Annotated in this window: 19 protein-coding genes; 9 read left to right on the top strand and 10 right to left on the bottom strand. The window is 27.7% G+C overall.

Features of this window, described 5'->3' with window-relative positions:
• Positions 1-10 precede the first annotated feature (10 nt).
• Positions 11-1,240, bottom strand: a complete 1,230-nt coding sequence (locus CBLAS_RS08200; RefSeq protein ID WP_106869913.1) for a saccharopine dehydrogenase family protein — start codon at positions 1,238-1,240, stop codon at positions 11-13.
• Positions 1,241-1,515: 275 nt separating this feature from the next.
• Between CBLAS_RS08200 and gltS the strand changes: the two genes are divergently transcribed.
• Positions 1,516-2,787, top strand: a complete 1,272-nt coding sequence (gltS, locus tag CBLAS_RS08195; protein WP_106869915.1) for a sodium/glutamate symporter — start codon at positions 1,516-1,518, stop codon at positions 2,785-2,787.
• Positions 2,788-3,139: 352 nt separating this feature from the next.
• On the opposite strand, the gene CBLAS_RS08190 is transcribed toward gltS, so the two are convergent.
• The 4 genes from CBLAS_RS08190 to CBLAS_RS08175 are packed head-to-tail and all read right to left on the bottom strand — an operon-like array spanning position 3,140 to position 5,125.
• Positions 3,140-3,730 (bottom strand): HAD family hydrolase, encoded by a 591-nt coding sequence (locus tag CBLAS_RS08190; protein ID WP_106869917.1) that lies wholly within the window; start codon positions 3,728-3,730, stop codon positions 3,140-3,142.
• Positions 3,727-4,023, bottom strand: coding sequence for a barstar family protein (locus CBLAS_RS08185; protein WP_106869919.1), 297 nt, complete (start codon positions 4,021-4,023; stop codon positions 3,727-3,729). The genes CBLAS_RS08190 and CBLAS_RS08185 overlap by 4 nt, the downstream gene beginning before the upstream one ends.
• On the bottom strand, positions 4,020-4,508 hold the full coding sequence (locus CBLAS_RS08180; RefSeq protein WP_106869921.1) for a ribonuclease domain-containing protein: 489 nt from the start codon (positions 4,506-4,508) through the stop codon (positions 4,020-4,022). The genes CBLAS_RS08185 and CBLAS_RS08180 overlap by 4 nt, the downstream gene beginning before the upstream one ends.
• A complete protein-coding gene (locus CBLAS_RS08175; protein WP_106869923.1) occupies positions 4,508-5,125 on the bottom strand; it encodes a non-canonical purine NTP pyrophosphatase in 618 nt (205 codons plus the stop codon). The genes CBLAS_RS08180 and CBLAS_RS08175 overlap by 1 nt, the downstream gene beginning before the upstream one ends.
• Positions 5,126-5,229: 104 nt before the next feature.
• Between CBLAS_RS08175 and CBLAS_RS08170 the strand changes: the two genes are divergently transcribed.
• The 3 genes from CBLAS_RS08170 to crcB are packed head-to-tail and all read left to right on the top strand — an operon-like array spanning position 5,230 to position 7,559.
• Positions 5,230-6,546 (top strand): MFS transporter, encoded by a 1,317-nt coding sequence (locus CBLAS_RS08170; RefSeq protein WP_106869925.1) that lies wholly within the window; start codon positions 5,230-5,232, stop codon positions 6,544-6,546.
• Complete coding sequence (locus CBLAS_RS08165) at positions 6,539-7,204, top strand: lysophospholipid acyltransferase family protein (protein WP_106869927.1); 666 nt, start codon at positions 6,539-6,541, stop codon at positions 7,202-7,204. The genes CBLAS_RS08170 and CBLAS_RS08165 overlap by 8 nt, the downstream gene beginning before the upstream one ends.
• Entirely contained in the window at positions 7,194-7,559 is a 366-nt protein-coding gene (gene crcB / locus CBLAS_RS08160; protein ID WP_106869929.1) for a fluoride efflux transporter CrcB, read from the top strand. The genes CBLAS_RS08165 and crcB overlap by 11 nt, the downstream gene beginning before the upstream one ends.
• A 38-nt stretch (positions 7,560-7,597) precedes the next feature.
• Here crcB and CBLAS_RS08155 read toward each other — a convergent pair whose 3' ends face one another.
• The gene (locus CBLAS_RS08155; protein ID WP_106869931.1) at positions 7,598-7,810 is read right to left on the bottom strand and encodes a YgaP family membrane protein; all 213 of its coding nucleotides are present in this window, start codon (positions 7,808-7,810) and stop codon (positions 7,598-7,600) included.
• Positions 7,811-7,923: 113 nt separating this feature from the next.
• Here CBLAS_RS08155 and CBLAS_RS08150 point away from each other — a divergent pair, with 113 nt between their 5' ends.
• Positions 7,924-8,901 (top strand): tetratricopeptide repeat protein, encoded by a 978-nt coding sequence (locus CBLAS_RS08150; protein ID WP_106869933.1) that lies wholly within the window; start codon positions 7,924-7,926, stop codon positions 8,899-8,901.
• 17 nt (positions 8,902-8,918) lie between these two features.
• A complete protein-coding gene (locus tag CBLAS_RS08145; protein ID WP_106869935.1) occupies positions 8,919-10,049 on the top strand; it encodes a BaiN/RdsA family NAD(P)/FAD-dependent oxidoreductase in 1,131 nt (376 codons plus the stop codon).
• A gap of 81 nt (positions 10,050-10,130) precedes the next feature.
• Here the strand turns inward: CBLAS_RS08145 and CBLAS_RS08140 are convergent, their stop codons facing one another.
• On the bottom strand, positions 10,131-11,045 hold the full coding sequence (locus CBLAS_RS08140; RefSeq protein ID WP_106869937.1) for a helix-turn-helix transcriptional regulator: 915 nt from the start codon (positions 11,043-11,045) through the stop codon (positions 10,131-10,133).
• A gap of 114 nt (positions 11,046-11,159) precedes the next feature.
• On the opposite strand from CBLAS_RS08140, the gene CBLAS_RS08135 reads away from it, so the two are divergent.
• The 3 genes from CBLAS_RS08135 (at position 11,160) to CBLAS_RS08125 (ending at position 14,739) form a co-directional block, all read left to right on the top strand.
• Positions 11,160-11,783: a class I SAM-dependent methyltransferase gene (locus CBLAS_RS08135; protein WP_106869998.1), complete on the top strand. Its 624-nt coding sequence runs from the start codon at positions 11,160-11,162 to the stop codon at positions 11,781-11,783.
• A complete protein-coding gene (locus tag CBLAS_RS08130) occupies positions 11,762-13,717 on the top strand; it encodes a TonB-dependent receptor (RefSeq protein ID WP_106869939.1) in 1,956 nt (651 codons plus the stop codon). The genes CBLAS_RS08135 and CBLAS_RS08130 overlap by 22 nt, the downstream gene beginning before the upstream one ends.
• Positions 13,718-13,863: 146 nt before the next feature.
• Positions 13,864-14,739, top strand: coding sequence for a DUF4198 domain-containing protein (locus CBLAS_RS08125; RefSeq protein ID WP_106869941.1), 876 nt, complete (start codon positions 13,864-13,866; stop codon positions 14,737-14,739).
• A gap of 725 nt (positions 14,740-15,464) precedes the next feature.
• Here the strand turns inward: CBLAS_RS08125 and CBLAS_RS08120 are convergent.
• From CBLAS_RS08120 to CBLAS_RS08110, 3 genes are read right to left on the bottom strand one after another with little or no spacing between them, the layout of a single operon-like run.
• Positions 15,465-15,953, bottom strand: a complete 489-nt coding sequence (locus tag CBLAS_RS08120) for a hypothetical protein (protein WP_106869943.1) — start codon at positions 15,951-15,953, stop codon at positions 15,465-15,467.
• Between the two features lie 28 nt (positions 15,954-15,981).
• Entirely contained in the window at positions 15,982-17,184 is a 1,203-nt protein-coding gene (locus tag CBLAS_RS08115; protein ID WP_106869945.1) for a molybdopterin molybdotransferase MoeA, read from the bottom strand.
• Between the two features lie 13 nt (positions 17,185-17,197).
• Entirely contained in the window at positions 17,198-17,641 is a 444-nt protein-coding gene (locus tag CBLAS_RS08110; RefSeq protein ID WP_106869947.1) for a molybdenum cofactor biosynthesis protein MoaE, read from the bottom strand.

Raw genomic sequence — 17,641 nt, 5'->3', positions numbered from 1 at the left:
AACAATCCTTTTATTCTACTTCGTATCTCTCACCAGGTTTCATCTCAATTATCTCCCATGGTAAGCCCTGTTTGTTAAGCTCATCCATAAATGGTTTTGCATCAAAATTTTCCATATTAAACACGCCTTTTCCACTCCAAATTCCACGAGCTATCATCATAGAGCCTATCATTGCAGGAACACCTGTTGTATAACTTACTGCTTGAGCACCAGTTTCTTTATAGCACTCTTCGTGGTCGCATACATTGTAGATATAAACTTGTTTTTCTTTTCCATCTTTAAAGCCACGAATTACACAACCTATATTTGTTTTGCCTTTTGTTCTAGGACCTAAGCTTGCTGGATCTGGAAGCAGGGTTTTTAAAAACTGAATTGGAACTATTTTAACGCCATTATGTTCAACCTCATCAATTCTAAGCATTCCAACATTTTCTAAGCATTTCATATGAGTTAAATAGCTTTGTCCAAAGGTCATAAAAAAGCGAATTTGTTTTAGTCCTTTAATATTTTTAGACAAACTCTCAAGCTCTTCATGGTAAAGCAAATAGCTATCTTTTACACCAACTTTTGGATAATCCCATTTAAACATTATCTCCATAGGCTCAGTTTCTATCCACTTGCCAACCCCATTTTTATCTTTTTGCCAATATCTTCCTTTTGCACTTACTTCGCGTAAATTAATTTCAGGGTTAAAATTTGTTGCAAAAGCATATCCATGGTCTCCTGCATTGCAATCAAGTATATCTATATAGTTAATCTCATCAAAAAGATATTGCTGTGCATATGCACAAAAAACATTTGTAACCCCTGGGTCAAACCCACTTCCTAAAAGTGCCATAGTATTTGCTTTTTTAAAATCCTCATCTTTTGCCCATTGAAGTTTATACTCAAATTTAGCAGTGTCAGGGTGTTCGTAGTTTGCTGTATCCATGTAAGGAATTCCTGCTTTTACACAAGCATCCATAAGTGTTAAATCTTGATAAGGCAAAGCCACATTTAAAAGCAAATTTGCACCTGTTTTTTTAATAAGTTCTACAACTGCATTTGTATCATCAGCATCAATTTGTGCAGTTTCTATCGTAACTCCAAGCCTATCTTTTATAAACTTAGCTATATTATCGCACTTACTTTTTGTTCTACTTGCTAGAGTAATTTTACTAAATACATTGCTATTCATAGCACATTTTATAGTTGCTACTTGGCTAACTCCACCAGCTCCAATTATTAAAATATTTGCCATTTTTATCCTTGTAATAAATTTCTTATATTTTATCAAAAATAGATAAATTTAAAAATTGGAAATTGTATTATAAGGTTTGGTATTGAGTAAAATTTACACAATAAAAATTAAAATTGACATACTAATGTTATTTTATATTTTTTAGTTAATATTTAAGATTATAATAGTACTTAAGACTTTTGAGGATGTTTAAAAATTATATTTAAATTTTTACATATAGTTAAATTTAAATATAATAATTGTAAAATAAGCTCAATAAAATAAAAAGGAGATATATGAATTTAGGTTTTGTAGATATTGTACAAAAAGTAACAGAGGATGGAACATACCAATTAATGACATTTGATTTTTATGCTACTTTTGTAGCTATATGTGGGGTGCTTTTAATTGGTGCGTTTATAACAGATAATTCAAAATTTTTGAATAAATATTATATACCAGTTCCTGTAACGGGTGGTTTGATCGCGGCATTAGTATTTTTTATAATTAGTGTTGTATTTGACATTAGGCTTGCGTTTGAAGAGAGCATTAAAACACCATTTATGCTCATGTTTTTTACATCAGTTGGGTTAAGTGCTGATTTTGCAAGTTTAAGAAAAGGCGGAAAACTGCTTTTAACCTTTGGTATTGTTGTTTGTTTTTTCTTGATAGTTCAAAATGCCATAGGTGTTAGCATAATGAGCCTTCTTGGCGAAAATCCTTTACTTGGTTTGCTTGGTGGTTCAATTACACTTAGTGGAGGTCACGGAACTGGTGCTGCATGGAGTGATGTTTTTAAAGCTTCTCCTTATGATTTTACAGCAGCAAAAGAAGTTGCTATGGCAAGTGCTACTTATGGACTAATTGCAGGTGGTTTAATAGGTGGCCCTATAGCTCAACATTTGATTAAAAAATATAATCTTAAATCAACCGAAGAGCCATATGATGTTGACCCTAATGAAAATGAAGTTTTTGATAATGTTCATAAACAAAGATTAATAACTCCTTACTCTTTAACAAGAAGCTTAGGGCTATTTGCATTAGCTATGTTTTGTGGAACTTTTATAGCTTACATTACAAAAGGAACAGCAGTTGCACTTCCTACATTTGTTTGGTGTCTATTCTCAGGTATTGTTATAAGAAATGCACTATCATACTTTAATATTCATCAAGTATTTAATAGAGAAGTTGGTGTGGTTGGCAATGTTTGTTTATCATTTTTCCTTGCTATGGCTATTATGACACTAAATTTAGTGGAGCTTACAAGGCTTGCACTTCCGCTTTTGATTTTATTAGTAGTTCAAACTATCGCATTAATTCTTTATGTAAGATATGTAACATTTGGGGTTTGTGGTAAAGATTATAATGCAGCTTGTTTGGTTGCTGGACATTGTGGGTTTGGTATGGGTGCAACACCAACAGCAATTGCAAATCTTCAAACAGTAACTGACCACTTTGGACCTTCAAGAATATCTTTTATAGTTGTTCCTGTAATGGGTGGATTTTTTATTGATATTGCAAATGCTATCGTTATAAAACTATATCTATTTTTACCTATGTTTGCTTAATATATATTTAGAGTGGAAATTCCACTCTAAATTTCTAAGGTATAATTTTCTATCAAATATACAATTACAAAAATACTAATCTTTTTATTAATATTATATAATAGCAAAACTTACCCCATTTATATTGTTGAAATAGTCAATCTCGAGTTTGCAAAATACAATAATATGAGCTTATTTATAATAAATTAGAAAAAACATTATTTATTATAAAATTGAAAAGAATTTAGGTAAAAACAAATTCCACTTTGTTATATAATACAAAATTACAAGGTATTGGCAAATTACACTCATCAAGATTATAAAAGTATTTTAAAGTGGTAAACATTAATTTTATTTTAATTAAAACTAGAAATTAATCTTTAAATTTTCTAAAATAACTCTCATCAGCAAATTTAAGCATCTCTTTATCTCCTCTACTATCGCCATAAGCTATTATTTTATCAAATTTACTTATATCATAAGTCTCTTTTATTCGCCTTACCTTTTCAATTCCATAACAGTTTTTACCATCAATTTCACCTGTTATAACTCCATCTTTTTTCTCTATTTTTGTACCTAAAAGCTCAAGATTATTAGCTTTACACCAAGGATATAGCCAGTCTTCTAAAGAAGCTGTAACTATAACAACTAAATCACCATTTTGTTTATAGTTGTTTATTTTTTTCATAGCGGAGTTTTTAAGAATATCTTCAATGTGAGTAGTTGAGTATTTTTTGCAAATTTTATTAAAATTTTTAACACTCATTCCAGCAAAAAAATATTTCATTAGTTTTCTTCTTGTGTAGTTATTACTAATAATTTTTAGCTTATAAGCAAGTAAAATTGGAGAAAGTAGGAAAATTCCACGAAAAAATTTCTTAAAACCAACAACATAGGCTATAAATTCTAAAAGCGAGTCATCACGCGTTATGGTTCCATCAAAATCAAATAAAACTAAATTCACTTTTTCTCTTTTTTCGTTGTTTTGTTAGTTTTTATTTCAAATCTAATAAGTTCATTTTCATTTTTCAAATCATTAAAAAGAGACAACAAAGCATCAAAATTTTTATAGTTTTTTCTAAAAATATCAGGATTTTTTAAAACTATTGTAGTTTTTTCATCTATCTCATTTAAGGAGTCCCATAGTGCATCTAGGTTTTTACCATAGTAAACTGGAAACTTAAACTTTTTTATTAAATACCTATGAACATCTGTTTCGTGTTTTATAAATCTTCCATCTATAACTATTTTTTTCACTTTACAACCTTATCTATTTTTTCAAAACTATTATAGTGATCGCTTGTATAATAAATCAACCCATCATTTGAAAAAACTAATCTTTTTGCATTTCTGTTACCGCCTTTATAATCTATATCGCACTCTCTCCAAACTCTTCCACTTTTATTTGGTAATTTATTTTCATAGTTACCAAACCTATCTCCGCCTATGCTTTTATTGGGTGCTACATCCCAAAGATTATAACTCTTGCTTTGCCAACCAAGTTTCATAGCCTCTTTTTTAGTTATATAGTTTTTTGGAAGTGATTTGTATTTAAAAATATAGGAAGAAACCTCTTTTTTAGATGTATAAGAACCATTTTGAACAATGCTTTGATTTTTGTTGATTTTATATTGTTGTTCACTATAAGTTTGCTTTGGGGCTGTTGCTTCATCTGTTTGATATATAAAGCTAAATATAGCCACAAATAAGAATATTAATATTGGTAGTATTTTTTTATACATTATTTCATCCTATAGTTTTTTTCTAAAATATTTAATATAAATTTCGCAAGTTCTAGTCCTTTTGATCTGTGAGAAATTTGAAGTTTTATATCTTGGCTTAATTCCCCAATAGTTTGAGTAAAACCATTTGGAATAAACATAAAGTCATATCCAAATCCATTTTCTCCACGCTCCTCATTAATCACTTTTCCATACATAAATCCATGTGTAGTATAATCTCCAAATTTAGAAGATATTGCTATACATGCGGTATAGTGGGCATTTGCTGAACTTAATCCTAATTTATTAAGCTCTAAAATAATTTTTGCTCTGTTTGTTTTATCTGTCGCATTTTTGCCACTATATCTTGCACTATGTATCCCAGGATTTCCGCTTAATGCATCAACACAAATTCCACTATCATCACTTAAAACTATAAATTCATCTTTTTGTTTTTCACTTAAAGCCTCAAATACTGCTTTTGATTTTATTAGTGCATTTTCTTTAAAGCTTTTACCATTTTCAACTATTTCAAAAGGCTTTATAAGCTCGTCTAATGCATAAATTTCAAATTTATTATAAAAATCTTTTATCTCTTTAACTTTATTTTTGTTACCTGTTGCTATAACTATTTTCAATTTAAAACCTTTAGTAAAATTTATTAATTTTATCAAATTTTATGTTAATTTTGTTTTTATTTTATGAGTTATGATAAAATAATCCTTTTTTAAAAAGGAAATATATGTTTAAAACAACTCTGCCTCTTTCATTTATAGTTGCAACTAGATTTTTTGGACTTTTTATAATTTTACCAGTTTTTAGTTTATATGCTGAAAACCTAGAAGGAGCTACTACATTTTTAATAGGCATTTGTGTGGGAATTTATGCACTTATGCAGATGCTTCTTCAGACTCCATTTGGTATTTTATCTGATAAAATTGGACGTAAAAATACTATGGCAATAGGGCTTATAATTTTTATAATTGGTTCATTGGTTTGTGGTTTTACAAATGACATATATGTAATGATATTTGGTAGATTTTTACAAGGGTGTGGTGCTGTTGGCGCTGTGGCTATTGCTATGATAAGCGATTTTATAAAAGAGGAAGAGCGTGGCAAAGCTATGGCTATAATGGGTGGAATGATAGGACTTTCTTTTGCATTTTCTATGGTTTTAAGTCCTATACTAAGTGATAAATTTGGACTATCATCGCTTTTTCATATTAGCACGTTTCTTACTATACTTTGTCTGGTTTTGCTTTATACTATAGTTCCAAAGGAAATTAAAATAAAATCTTTACAAGAAAAAATTACCATATATGAAATTTTAAAAGACAAAGATTTGGCTTTAATGAATTTTACAAATTTCTTACAAAAAATGTTTATGACTATGGCATTTTTCATTATACCTATTGTCCTTGTTGAAAATATGGGATATTTAAATGAAAATTTATATAAAATTTATATTATAGCTATGGTATTTGGCTTTGTCGCTATGGGATTAGCTGGTGCTATGGGTGAAAAAAGAGGATTTGCTAAACAGATACTTCTATCTGGAATTGTGCTTTTTATATTAGCATATGGAATTTTTGCTATAACAGATAATCAAATGGTTTTTATTATTGGTATTGTTATTTTTTTTATAGGCTTTAATATGCATGAGCCAATTATGCAAAGCACAGCATCTAAATTTGCAAAATCAGATCAAAAAGGTGCGGTTTTAGGTATTTTTAATGGTGCTGGATATTTTGGTAATTTTGCAGGCGGTGTATTTGCTGGATATATGATGGGTAAATTTGGACTACATGAGCTTGCTATGTTTGTTACAATTATAGCTATAGTGTGGTTTTTACTTCTTATATCTCTGACAAACCCTGCTGATTTTAAAAATCTATATTTTGATTTAAAAAGCTTAAAAGATACTGATTTGAATAGATTACAAAATTTAAGAGGATTTATAGAATCTTACCAAAAAGATAATAGTTTTGTTGTAAAATATAATTCAAAATTTATTAAAAAAGAAGATATACTTTTGAATCTAGGATTAAAAAATGGCTAAAATAAGAGGGATATTTTATTGTATATATTGTGTATTAAGTATATGTTTCATCATATTTTTAATGATGATGTTTAAAAATAAAAATCATAAAATAAGAAATATATGGGCAAAGTTTCAAAGATATTTTATAGGCTATAAACTCCAAAAAATAGGTGAGTTTGATGAAAATGCTGATATTATTTTAATAAACCATAAAAGTATGCTTGATATTATTATCTTAGAAGAGTTGTATCCTAAAAACTTATCTTGGGTTGCAAAAAAGGAGATAGGAGATATATTTTTCTTGGGTAAAATTCTTACTCTTCCAAAAATGATAAGTGTAGATAGAAATAATCCCCGCTCTATCGTTACTTTGATAAGGGATGTCAAAGATAGGTTAAAAGATGGTCGTGTTATAGCGATGTTTCCTGAAGGAACTAGGGGAAGGGATGAAAAACTTTTAAAATTTCAAGATGGAGCGAAAGTTTTAGTCGATAAGCTAAATTTAAAAGTTCAACCTATTGTTTTAAAGAATACAGTATCACATTTTGATGTTAAAAAATTTGAAGTTAGAGGTGGAGAGATAAAAGTTTTTTGTATGGAAGTATTTGATGTAAGCGATGAAAATTGGTATAAAAATTTAAGAGAAAAAATGCAAAAGGTATACGATGAGCTTTAAAATTTTACTTTTTGTAGGTTTTGGGGGATTTTTTGGAGCAATTTTGAGATTTGTAATTTCTCAAATAAGTTTAAAAATTTTGCCAATGGGTTTTGCAACATTAATGGTAAATATTTTAGGAAGTTTTTTAATGGGGTTAATTCTTTCATATTCTAGTAAAATTAGTATTAGTGTTGAGTTTAAGATGTTAATAACAGCAGGGTTTTTAGGAGCCTTGACTACTTTTTCAACTTTTGCTTATGAAAATATAGTATTTTTAGAACAGGGAAAAATAGCTACATTTTTTTTAAATATAGCTACAAATGTATGCTTGTCTATTTTAGCTTGTTATGTTGGAGTATTAATTTTTAAATAGACTTTCATTAATATTTGTGTTTGACTTTTTCTTAGGTTTTAAAAATCTTTTTTCTCCTTTGGAGTATCTTTTTTTTCTTTTGTTTGTTTATCCCCTTTTTTTAAAAGTTTATAGATAGGGCAAAAATCATTAACCCCTGAAATTAAGGGTATAAGTCCTAGAAGTGACCACCATGTTGGATAGAATAGTCCAAAATATATTAAAATTGTAAATCCTAAAATTATTCTTATAGTTTTATCAATTATTGACATAAAAATCCTTTCAATAGTAATTATAAACCATAAATATTTAAAAGCATTTAAAAATAATAAAATTTTTATTATGCTATAATTTACAGCTATTAATATTTTAAAAAGGTTTGAGTTTGAAAAAAATAATTTTTATTTTAGTCGTTTTAGTTTTGGGTATTTTTTCATACACAATATATAAAGAATTTAATACTAATGAAAATTTTAAAGATAAAACTTTATGTATGCTAGGAACTAGCGATAGTTGTTTTGCTTTAGGTTTAAAGTATTTAGAGGATAGTAACAAATCAAAAGCTAATTATAATGAAGCATTTAAAAACTTTAAAAAAGCTTGCGATAAAAATCATTCTTTAGCTTGTAATAATGTTGGTTTTTTGTATCAAAATGGACTCTCAACGAGTAAAAATATTACTGAGGCAATAAAATATTTCAAGAAATCTTGTGATAGCGATTCAATAATTGCTTGTAACAATTTAGCTACAATTTACTATAATGGTGCTGATGTAGAAAAAGATCTATTAAAAGCAGCAGAGTATTTTTCAAAATCTTGCAAAAATGGAGATATTAACTCTTGCAATAATTCAGCTCTGCTGTATCAAAATGAAAAAAAATATGAACAAGCTGTTGTAAATTATAATATCTCTTGTGATAAAGATAACTATTTTGCTTGCAACAATTTAGGTGCTTTTTATTTAAATGGAGTAGGTGGTTTAAATAAAGATGAGAAAAAGGCATTTTCACTATATGAAAAATCCTGCAATGGTGGAAATTTTGTAGCTTGCAATAATATTGCATTTTTATATGAAAATGGAATAGGCATTGCACAAGATGTAAAAAAAGCAGTTGAAATTTATAATATAGCTTGCCAAAACAATGAAAGCAATGCTTGCACAAGATTTGGTTATTTTCTTCAAACAGGTGCTTATAATATAAATCCTGATATTCAATTATCTGCAAATTTGTATAAAAAATCTTGTGATCTTGGAAATCAAAATGGTTGTAATATGCTTCAAAATTTAATTAATTTAGTAAACGAAGCACAAAAACAGCAAAAATCTAATGAAAAAATAGATAACAATAATACAAAAAAATAAATTAATAAAGCACTTGTATGGAATTTAACACTATCATAATAGGTGGCGGTGCAAGTGCTTTGTTTTTAGCTTCAAAACTAAATTCACAAAATGTAGCAATTTTAGAAAAAAATTCAACTGTTGGTAAAAAGATTCTTGCTAGTGGCGGCGGTAAATGCAATATCACAAACGAGTTTATAAATGCCAATAACTATTTAGGAAATTTTGATTTTATATCTAGAATTTTAGATAATTTAAGTTATATTGAAGTTCTTGATTTCTTTAAAGAGCTAAGTTTTATAAAGATTAAAAACAATCAGTTTTTTTGTAAAAATGGGTCAAAAGAGGTTTTAAGTTTTTTAGTAAAAAAAGCAAATAAGCATAAAATATTTTTAAATACCGAAGTATTAGATGTCGATAAGATAGATGATGTTTTTTTAGTCAAGACAAAAGATAAGCTATTTAAGTGCAAAAATTTGGTTGTTGCAAGTGGTGGACTTAGCTATAGTAAATTAGGAGTAAGTGATATAGGCTATAAAATAGCTTTAAAATTTGGACATAAAGTATCAAAACTAAATCCAGCTTTGGTTGGTTTTACTGTTCAAAAAGATGAGTTTTGGTTTAAAGGACTTAGCGGAGTTTGTTTTAGAGCAAAGGTGCAAGTAAAAGATAGAGAGTTTTTTGACGATATACTTTTTACACATAAAGGAATAAGCGGACCTTCTATTTTAAACGCCTCTTTGTTTTGGGAAAAAGGCAAAATTTATATAAATTTTTTACCAAATTTTAAAATATCTAATTTTAAAAGTAGCAAAAAACAAATCTCAACACTTTTTCCACTTCCAAAAAGATTTATAAAATCTTTTTTAATATCAAAAAATTTAGAAGATAAACAAATGTATAAATTAAACGAAGATGAATTTGAAAAATTACAAAAATTGCAAAATTATGAATTTGCTCCTGCTGGTAATTTTGGTTTTGATAGGGCTGAAATTACAAAAGGTGGAGTAGAGGTTTGTGGTATTGATGAAAATTGTCAAAGTAAACTTACAAAAAATTTATTTTTCATAGGTGAAGTTTTAGATGTTAGCGGAATGCTTGGCGGATATAATATACATTTTGCATTTGCTAGTGCAAAGAGAGTAGCTAAGCATTTATCAGTGCGATAAAGCTATAATTTTATAAATATATTTATCTAAATTTAGACGAAATTTGAATCAAGCCAAAATTTAAAAAGATCTAATATTAATTTATATATAAAATTTCCTATTTTTAATAAACTCTTTTGGCAATATATTAAACTCATTATAAAACATCTTTGTGAAGTGGCTTTGATGTTTAAAACCTAAAAAATTTGATATCTCAAATATATTCATATCTGAATTTTGTAGAAGATCTTTTGCATGAAGCATTTTTTGTTCTCTAACAATTTCAAAAGCTGTTTTATCAAAAAGCTGTTTAAAACCAACTTTTAGTTTAAATTCGTTCAAATGAACCATTTTTGCAAGTTTGCTTATACAAGGTGGATTTTTAAATGATGATATAAGTATATCTTTTGCCTTATTTAAAGCAGCTATATCAAAATTACTAAGAAAAATCTTATTAGTATTTGTCTGTTTTTGTATGCTTGAAAATTCATTATATAAGATATCAAAAATTTTACCTTGCAAAAATATATCGCCCAAACAGTCATCATAGTTTGTGTTTATTATCTCATCTAAGTAAATTTTTGTATTTAAATTTGTTCTATTTAGTTTTAAATTTTCACCACTGTTTTTTAAAAATAAATTTGCCATATCAGGACTTATAACTATGCCCATGACTCTTGTTGTTCCAGTTTTATAAAATGTTTTTGTGTTTATTAAACTATCAAGTGTTTGTATATAAGTAGAGTTTGGAGATAAATCTAAACTAATATTTTGAGCCTTAAAACTACTTTGACCATTTATCATAAATCCAAGCATTAGTCCTTTACTTGAATATGAGTCATTGTAAATTTCAACATCTTCATCTAAATGGCTAGCTATGTCATAAAATTCAACCTTATCGCTTAATCTTTTTCTTTTAATTGTAATTTGTAAATTTTTATGACAAAAACTTGTTGTATCAAGATCTTTTACTATCATATCGCTATATAAATCATTGCCATTGATTTTATATGCCAAAAAATACCTCCGATATAAAAACAAATACTTTAGATATAAAAATTATATTGATAATCCAAATCAAAAATATTATACTAATTAAAACTTAAAATGTGACTGAATAAGGAAAACGATATGATGAAAATAATTAAAATACTTTCACAAAACGCAAAATATCCTAAGGGTATTATTGGTAATTTTATACTTTCAGCTATGAATTTAGGTCATAATAAAACTGCTTTATGGGCGATATCAAAGATTAATTTACAAGATAAAAAAATAGTTTTGGATATAGGTTGTGGAGGCGGTAAGAATATTTCAAATTTTATAAATTTAAATAAAAACTTAATAGTTTTTGGCATAGATTGTTCAAAAACTAGTGTTGAAAAATCAATTAAGACAAATAAAAATTTAATAGATGAAAAAAGAGTATTTATATCAAATCAAGATGTTTTAAGTATGGATTTTGAAGATGAAAAATTTGATCTCATAACTGCTTTTAATACTACTTATTTTTGGAGCGATATAAAAAGAGGTTTTGAACTAGTAAGAAGAGTTTTAAAACCAAATGGAGAATTTATGATTTTAAATGATGGTGGAAGTAAGCAAGCTTTAGAAAAATACAGCAAAACTATAAATGTAGAAAATATGCTTTTATGTGATGAGTATGAAAATCTTCTTAAGAAATTGCATTTTAAAAATATCAAAATTTATAAACATAAAAATGAAAGGACAGTATGTATAGTATCAACAAAATAATCTTTTTATCAGCGGGTTTAACCTTTGTATTAAATGCTCATGAGTTAAATTTTGTCTCTCTTGATAGGATTGTAGTAACGGCACAAAAAACAGATGAAAGTTTAAAAGATATTCCTGCTCAAGTAAGCGTTTTAAAGGGAGATGATTTGCAGGATAAAAATATAAAAAAGATTGAAGATCTAAATAACTTTTCAGCCAATTTATCGATATTTAATGGCTCAGGGATTATCTCTGCTTCTATTAGAGGAATACAATCAAATTCTGCATTTGATAATACAAATATTGCTATGTTTGTTGATGGAGTTTCATATCTTGGCACATCAGGAAACTATATAGTGCTTGAAGATATTGATAGAGTTGAGATTTTAAAAGGACCACAATCAAGCTTGTATGGTAAAAATGCCTATTCAGGAGTTATAAATATAGTTTCAAAAGAGCCAAGCAAAGACATCCCTACAAAATTTGGAATAAATTTAGCAAATAGAGGGGGTAGGAATTTTTCATTTAGCACAGGCACAGAGCTTATAAAAGATAAATTTTTTGCATCTTTGAGTGCTAGTCATAACAAAAAAGATGGCTATATGCAAAATACATTTTTAAATAAAAGAGATGATTTTACTAAAAATAATTTTGTAAAATTAAATCTTAAATTTACTCCACTTGATAATCTTAAAATAATGTTTATTCAAAGTTTATATGACTCTAATGATGGGGCTCCTCATATGAATCTTGCAAATGCTGATAATCCACGCATAAATCAAAATGGTTTTCAAGCAAAAACTACTAATAGGATTTATCAAAATTCACTTAATGTTAAATATGAGTTTGATAAGTATCTATTTGAGTCTTTAAGCAGTTATAAAAATCAACGCAACACTAGTGACTATGATGGAGACCATACTCCAATTAAAGTAATGCAATTAGGTAGTTATTTCAAGACAAAAGAGTATATGCAAGAATTTAGATTTGGATTAAATGAGAATTTTGGAAAATTTTTATTTGGGATAAATGGTGGATATCAAGACTCAAATAGATTATTATTGATGAATGGGTTAAATTTTCAAAAAAATATTAAAAAGAGTAAAAGTTATGGAATTTTTAGTCATAGTGATTTTTATTTGACTGATTATTTAACCGCTACTTTGGGGATTAGATTTGATAAAGATCGTATAGATTTAGACGATTTACTTTTAAGTAAAAAAGAGTCAAGTTCATATAGCGCTATTTCTCCTAGATTTACTCTATCTTATGATATAAATGATGAAACTTTAGCATATGCAACGATATCAAAAGGATATAAATCAGGTGGATATTTGCTTTTTGCTCCAGTTAATAATAGATGGTATGATAAAGAGACTCTTATAAACTATGAAATAGGAGCAAAGACAACTATGCTAGATAGATTAAATCTAAATTTTGCATTATTTTATACGGATATAAAAAACAAACAAGTGATGACTTATGTTTCGCCATCAGTTGCGTATGCTACAAATGCTGCAAAAGCTAATAGCAAAGGTTTTGAAATAGAATCACAATATAAAATTTCAGATAATGCCACACTTTTTGCAAATTTAGGCTATGCAAAAAGTGTTTATAAAGATTTTAAAGATGTAAAGGGTGATTATAAAGGTAAACTTATAAACTATGCTCCAAAATGGACTTATAGTATGGGTATTAACTACTATGGCTTTGGTGGATTTTATACAATTGCCTCTATTCATGGACAAAGCAAGATGTATGCAGATGAGAAAAATACAGCAAAAACTAACGGATATGCTCTTGTTGATCTCAAATTTGGATTTAAAAAGAAAAATATTGATATATCACTATATTGTAATAATTTGTTTGACAAGAGATACGATACAAACTATGTTGGATATAAATTCTTATCCGCACCAAGAGAGGTGGGCGTTAATATGAATTATAAATTTTAAATAGATTTTATAGATAGAGTATCTTTATTTAAAAATTTATAAATAAAAATCCTTGCAGAGGCAAAATAAATTCTTTTGGAGATAAAATTTGATTGATAATATAAATCATAATTAGATAAACTAAATAAAATTTAAAAGGAGATGAGATGAAAATTTTACGAATTTTTTTGGTATTGACAGTTTTTTTATCAAGTGCATTTTCTCATGCATTTTGGATAAATTTAAGTGAACATACTGCACACAAGCCAGGTCATTTATTGGTAAATATAGGCTGGGGACATAAAATACCTATTGATGATATTTTAAATTCTGAAAATGGAAGTATAAATTTAGAAAAATTTCAGATGATTGATGAAAAAGGCAAAATTTTTAAGCTATATTTTCCAGAATTTATCGCACCAAAGCCATTTGAGGAAGATAAAAATTTCAGTATATACAAAGCAGATTTTGCATTTAATAAAATTTCCCTTAAAGATAATATGCTAAAAAATACGATTTTTGAATCCACTACAAAACCAGCATTTGTAACTCAGTATATAGATAAAAATGGAAAAATGAGATTAAAACAAAAACCACTTGACGAGATAGATGATGTTTCAAAAGTTCTTTTTGCACTAAAATATCAAGCTTTTGCTAAAAGGTATCTAAATTACAAAGGAAAAGCAAAACCATTAGGACATGCTTTGGAAATCATGCCAAAAAGTGATATGTCAGATTTGAAAGTCGGAGATGAGGTTGAATTTGAAGTATTATTTAATGGAGAAAAAATAAGCTTAAGTGATAAAATGAATGAATTTATAAGAGCAGATTGTGAAAATTTAAATCAAATTGGCGGAACTGCCTATTACTCATTTCTTATGGACGGTGTTGCAAAAATAAGACTTGATAAACCAGGACAGTGGGTTATAAGTGCATCTCATGATGAGAAAGTTGAAAAAGATGGAAAGCTAAAAGAGCTATTTAGGAAAACAAAAAGCGTATTTTATATGGCTAGTTTTTCGTTTTATGTAAAAGATAGATAGGTAGTTTTTAAAAAATATCCCAAAAGTTTTTTAATTTATTTAAAAATCCTATGCTATTTCAATATATAACTAAAATTTGTTTTAGCATAGGATAATCAAATAGCTTACTCTTTTTCAGTTAAAGTATTAATGTGTATTTTCAACTTAATTTAATTGATTTTTAAAGATAAACTAGAATGTGAAAGAGAGATAGGTAGTTTTTAAAAAATATCCCAAAAGTTTTTTAATTTATTTAAAAATCCTATGCTATTTCAATATATAACTAAAATTTGTTTTAGCATAGGATAATCAAATAGCTTACTCTTTTTTAGTTAAAGTATTAATGAGTATTTTAACTTAATTTAATTGATTTTTAAAGATAAACTAGAATGTGAAGCATAAAAATTTGTTAAAAATTTTGACTAACTTTTGTTATCAAAACACAATTCAAAATAAAATTAGTTTAAACTCCAATTATAGGAGAGTTTTAAATACATGGATATCTTTGTTTATACCTATCTTTTTATCTAAATTTTATCCATCAAAATAAATACATTTGACACAAGGAAAAATATCTCAACTTTTAAATAGCGATAAATTGGGAGCTTGGTAAGGTTTGTCTGTTTTAGTTTTATCAATACTATATTAAAACAGAGCAATAGTTTTTATAATAAATGTTTTAGATGTTAGCGCGATGCTTGGTGGATATTATATCCACTTTACATTTGCATCTGCTAAAAAGTGCCTTAAAGGTATTGTAGTTTTTGATCCATCTCTTCTATATCTTTTAATCTTGGAGAAAATATTACTCTTAGCGCTAGAGCAATTAATATAAGTAACATTGCAAAATTATAGCCTTGATTTCCTAAAATCAAGTAGAATAAAATTCCACCAATTGCAGGAATTTCACATAAAGCAGTCCAAATGTAATATGAGCCTGAGTATTTCATAAAAAAGAATAACAATTTATCTTCTTTATCACTGCTTAAAGTGCTGTTTTGTGCTTTTTTTATCAGAGCTTTTTTTAGAAAAAAAATAATTAAAAATACTAAAAAAGATACTCCAAGTGATATATTTTTTAAAAACTCGAATTGTTCTTTTTCCAATGACATTATAGGAGTCATAGAGTTTGCATATTTTATAATATAAATTACAGCCCCATATATGATTATTGAAAAAATCATAGCTATATGTATCATTTTAAATGTTTTAAATTTAATCAAAATCCTATCCATATTTTTCCTTTTTATTTAGCTAGTAATTTTACACCATTTTTAAAACTTTTACAACATCGCCTTTTTTATGACCGGTTGATTCAAGAGGAGTTATAAGGAGTGCTGCATTTTGATTTAGGTTATTTACAATGGCACTTGAGCCATCTTTTTTACCCTTTAAGCTAACCTTTAAAATCCCTTTTTTATCGGCGTATAGAGTGCAAGCACTAAATTCTAAAAATTTAGATTTTTTAGTAAAATCGCTATCCATTACTGCATTTACTTCGTAATTGTCATTAATAGAAAAAAAGCTATTTATCAAAACTCTAACATATAAAATGCACATTACCATAGCCGAATATGGAAAACCTGGAAGTGAAAAGATATATTTTTCATCAATTTTTGAAATTTTAATATGGCGACCCGGCTTTATAGCTGCACCATTTATAATGACATTGCAGTTTTTAGAGAGCGCAGTTTTTACAAAATCATAATCACCCATACTAACTCCGCCTGTGGTAAGTAAAATATCACAACTTCTAAGCCCCTGTAAAATCGCATTTTCTACTAAATTGGGTTCATCTTTTACAATAGGCAGTATCATAGGTTCGCACCCCATAAGTTCCATCATAGCTTTTAGAGCAACATGGTTTGAACTTCTGATTTGAGCCTCATTTTCAAGCGGTTCCCCGATATCTTTTATTTCGCTTCCTGTTGCCAGAATTGCTACTTTTGGCTTTATATAAACACTTACAAAAATTTCTCCAAGTTCTGCTAAAAGAGCAATCTCAGAGTAGCTAAGTTTAGTCCCTTTTTTAATTAATATTTCACCTTTTTTATAGCTTTCACCAATCTCTCTAACGGCAAATCCTTTTGGAACCTCTTTTATTATTTTTATTGTATTATCAAAAACTTCAACATTTTCTACAGGCACTAAGGTGTCTGAGTTTTTAGACATCAATGAGCCCGTGAAAGTTTTAATACATTCAAATTTACCAAGTTCTACATCTTTTAAGGCACCTGCTGGAACATCGCCTAGTATTGTAAAGCTACCATTTTCAATTTCACTATGTTTTATAGCATATCCATCCATTGCTGAGGTTGGATGTGATGGGTAGTTATCTTTTGCAATTATATCTATAGCTAAATATCTATTTAGAGCATTTGTTATAGTAACTTTTTCAATTCGATCCCATTTAATAGTATTTTTGGCTAGAATTTCCAAACTTTTTTCATAGGGCATAAATTTCATAATATACTAATCCTTATTTTTTTAAAATTCCTGCATTTTTTAGCTTATGAGATCTATTTTTAGCATAAATTCTCTCACCATTTATAACATCATATTTCCAAATTGGAGCATTTGCCTTAAAGTCTTCAACAAACTCATTTATAAGCCTAAGAGCTACTTTTCTTTGCTTTGAAACTATCCCACTTACATATGAGCTTTCATGAATTCTAACATCGCCAAGTGAGTGAGCAAAAAGTAAAATAGCGCCCTCTTTTTCAGCCTTTTTTGACCACTCATCAAACCAACTTTGAAGAATAGGTTTATGTATATCAAAACTAAGTGCCTCTATTCCGCCTTCACTTCTTACAATCCCTGAAAAGACGATTAAAGCTCCTAAATTTTTAAGTTTATATTTATTATACCACGAGGCATAAATTGCAGGAACATCTAAATTACCTTCGTAAATTTCTATTTCCAT

Source organism: Campylobacter blaseri, from assembly GCF_013201895.1.
Lineage (GTDB): Bacteria > Campylobacterota > Campylobacteria > Campylobacterales > Campylobacteraceae > Campylobacter_B > Campylobacter_B blaseri.
Note: the sequence above shows the minus strand (reverse complement) of the source record. Positions and strands in the feature narration are given on the sequence as shown.

Excerpts from the sequence above, each read along its gene's own strand:
- CBLAS_RS08200 (WP_106869913.1), bottom strand. The coding sequence starts at position 1,240 with ATGGCAAATATTTTAATAATTGGAGCTGGTGGAGTTAGCCAAGTAGCA.
- gltS (WP_106869915.1), top strand. The coding sequence starts at position 1,516 with ATGAATTTAGGTTTTGTAGATATTGTACAAAAAGTAACAGAGGATGGA.
- CBLAS_RS08180 (WP_106869921.1), bottom strand. The coding sequence starts at position 4,508 with ATGTATAAAAAAATACTACCAATATTAATATTCTTATTTGTGGCTATA.
- CBLAS_RS08170 (WP_106869925.1), top strand. The coding sequence starts at position 5,230 with ATGTTTAAAACAACTCTGCCTCTTTCATTTATAGTTGCAACTAGATTT.
- CBLAS_RS08165 (WP_106869927.1), top strand. The coding sequence starts at position 6,539 with ATGGCTAAAATAAGAGGGATATTTTATTGTATATATTGTGTATTAAGT.
- crcB (WP_106869929.1), top strand. The coding sequence starts at position 7,194 with ATGAGCTTTAAAATTTTACTTTTTGTAGGTTTTGGGGGATTTTTTGGA.
- CBLAS_RS08155 (WP_106869931.1), bottom strand. The coding sequence starts at position 7,810 with ATGTCAATAATTGATAAAACTATAAGAATAATTTTAGGATTTACAATT.
- CBLAS_RS08145 (WP_106869935.1), top strand. The coding sequence starts at position 8,919 with ATGGAATTTAACACTATCATAATAGGTGGCGGTGCAAGTGCTTTGTTT.
- CBLAS_RS08135 (WP_106869998.1), top strand. The coding sequence starts at position 11,160 with ATGATGAAAATAATTAAAATACTTTCACAAAACGCAAAATATCCTAAG.
- CBLAS_RS08130 (WP_106869939.1), top strand. The coding sequence starts at position 11,762 with ATGTATAGTATCAACAAAATAATCTTTTTATCAGCGGGTTTAACCTTT.
- CBLAS_RS08125 (WP_106869941.1), top strand. The coding sequence starts at position 13,864 with ATGAAAATTTTACGAATTTTTTTGGTATTGACAGTTTTTTTATCAAGT.
- CBLAS_RS08120 (WP_106869943.1), bottom strand. The coding sequence starts at position 15,953 with ATGGATAGGATTTTGATTAAATTTAAAACATTTAAAATGATACATATA.
- CBLAS_RS08115 (WP_106869945.1), bottom strand. The coding sequence starts at position 17,184 with ATGAAATTTATGCCCTATGAAAAAAGTTTGGAAATTCTAGCCAAAAAT.
- CBLAS_RS08110 (WP_106869947.1), bottom strand. The coding sequence starts at position 17,641 with ATGGAAATAGAAATTTACGAAGGTAATTTAGATGTTCCTGCAATTTAT.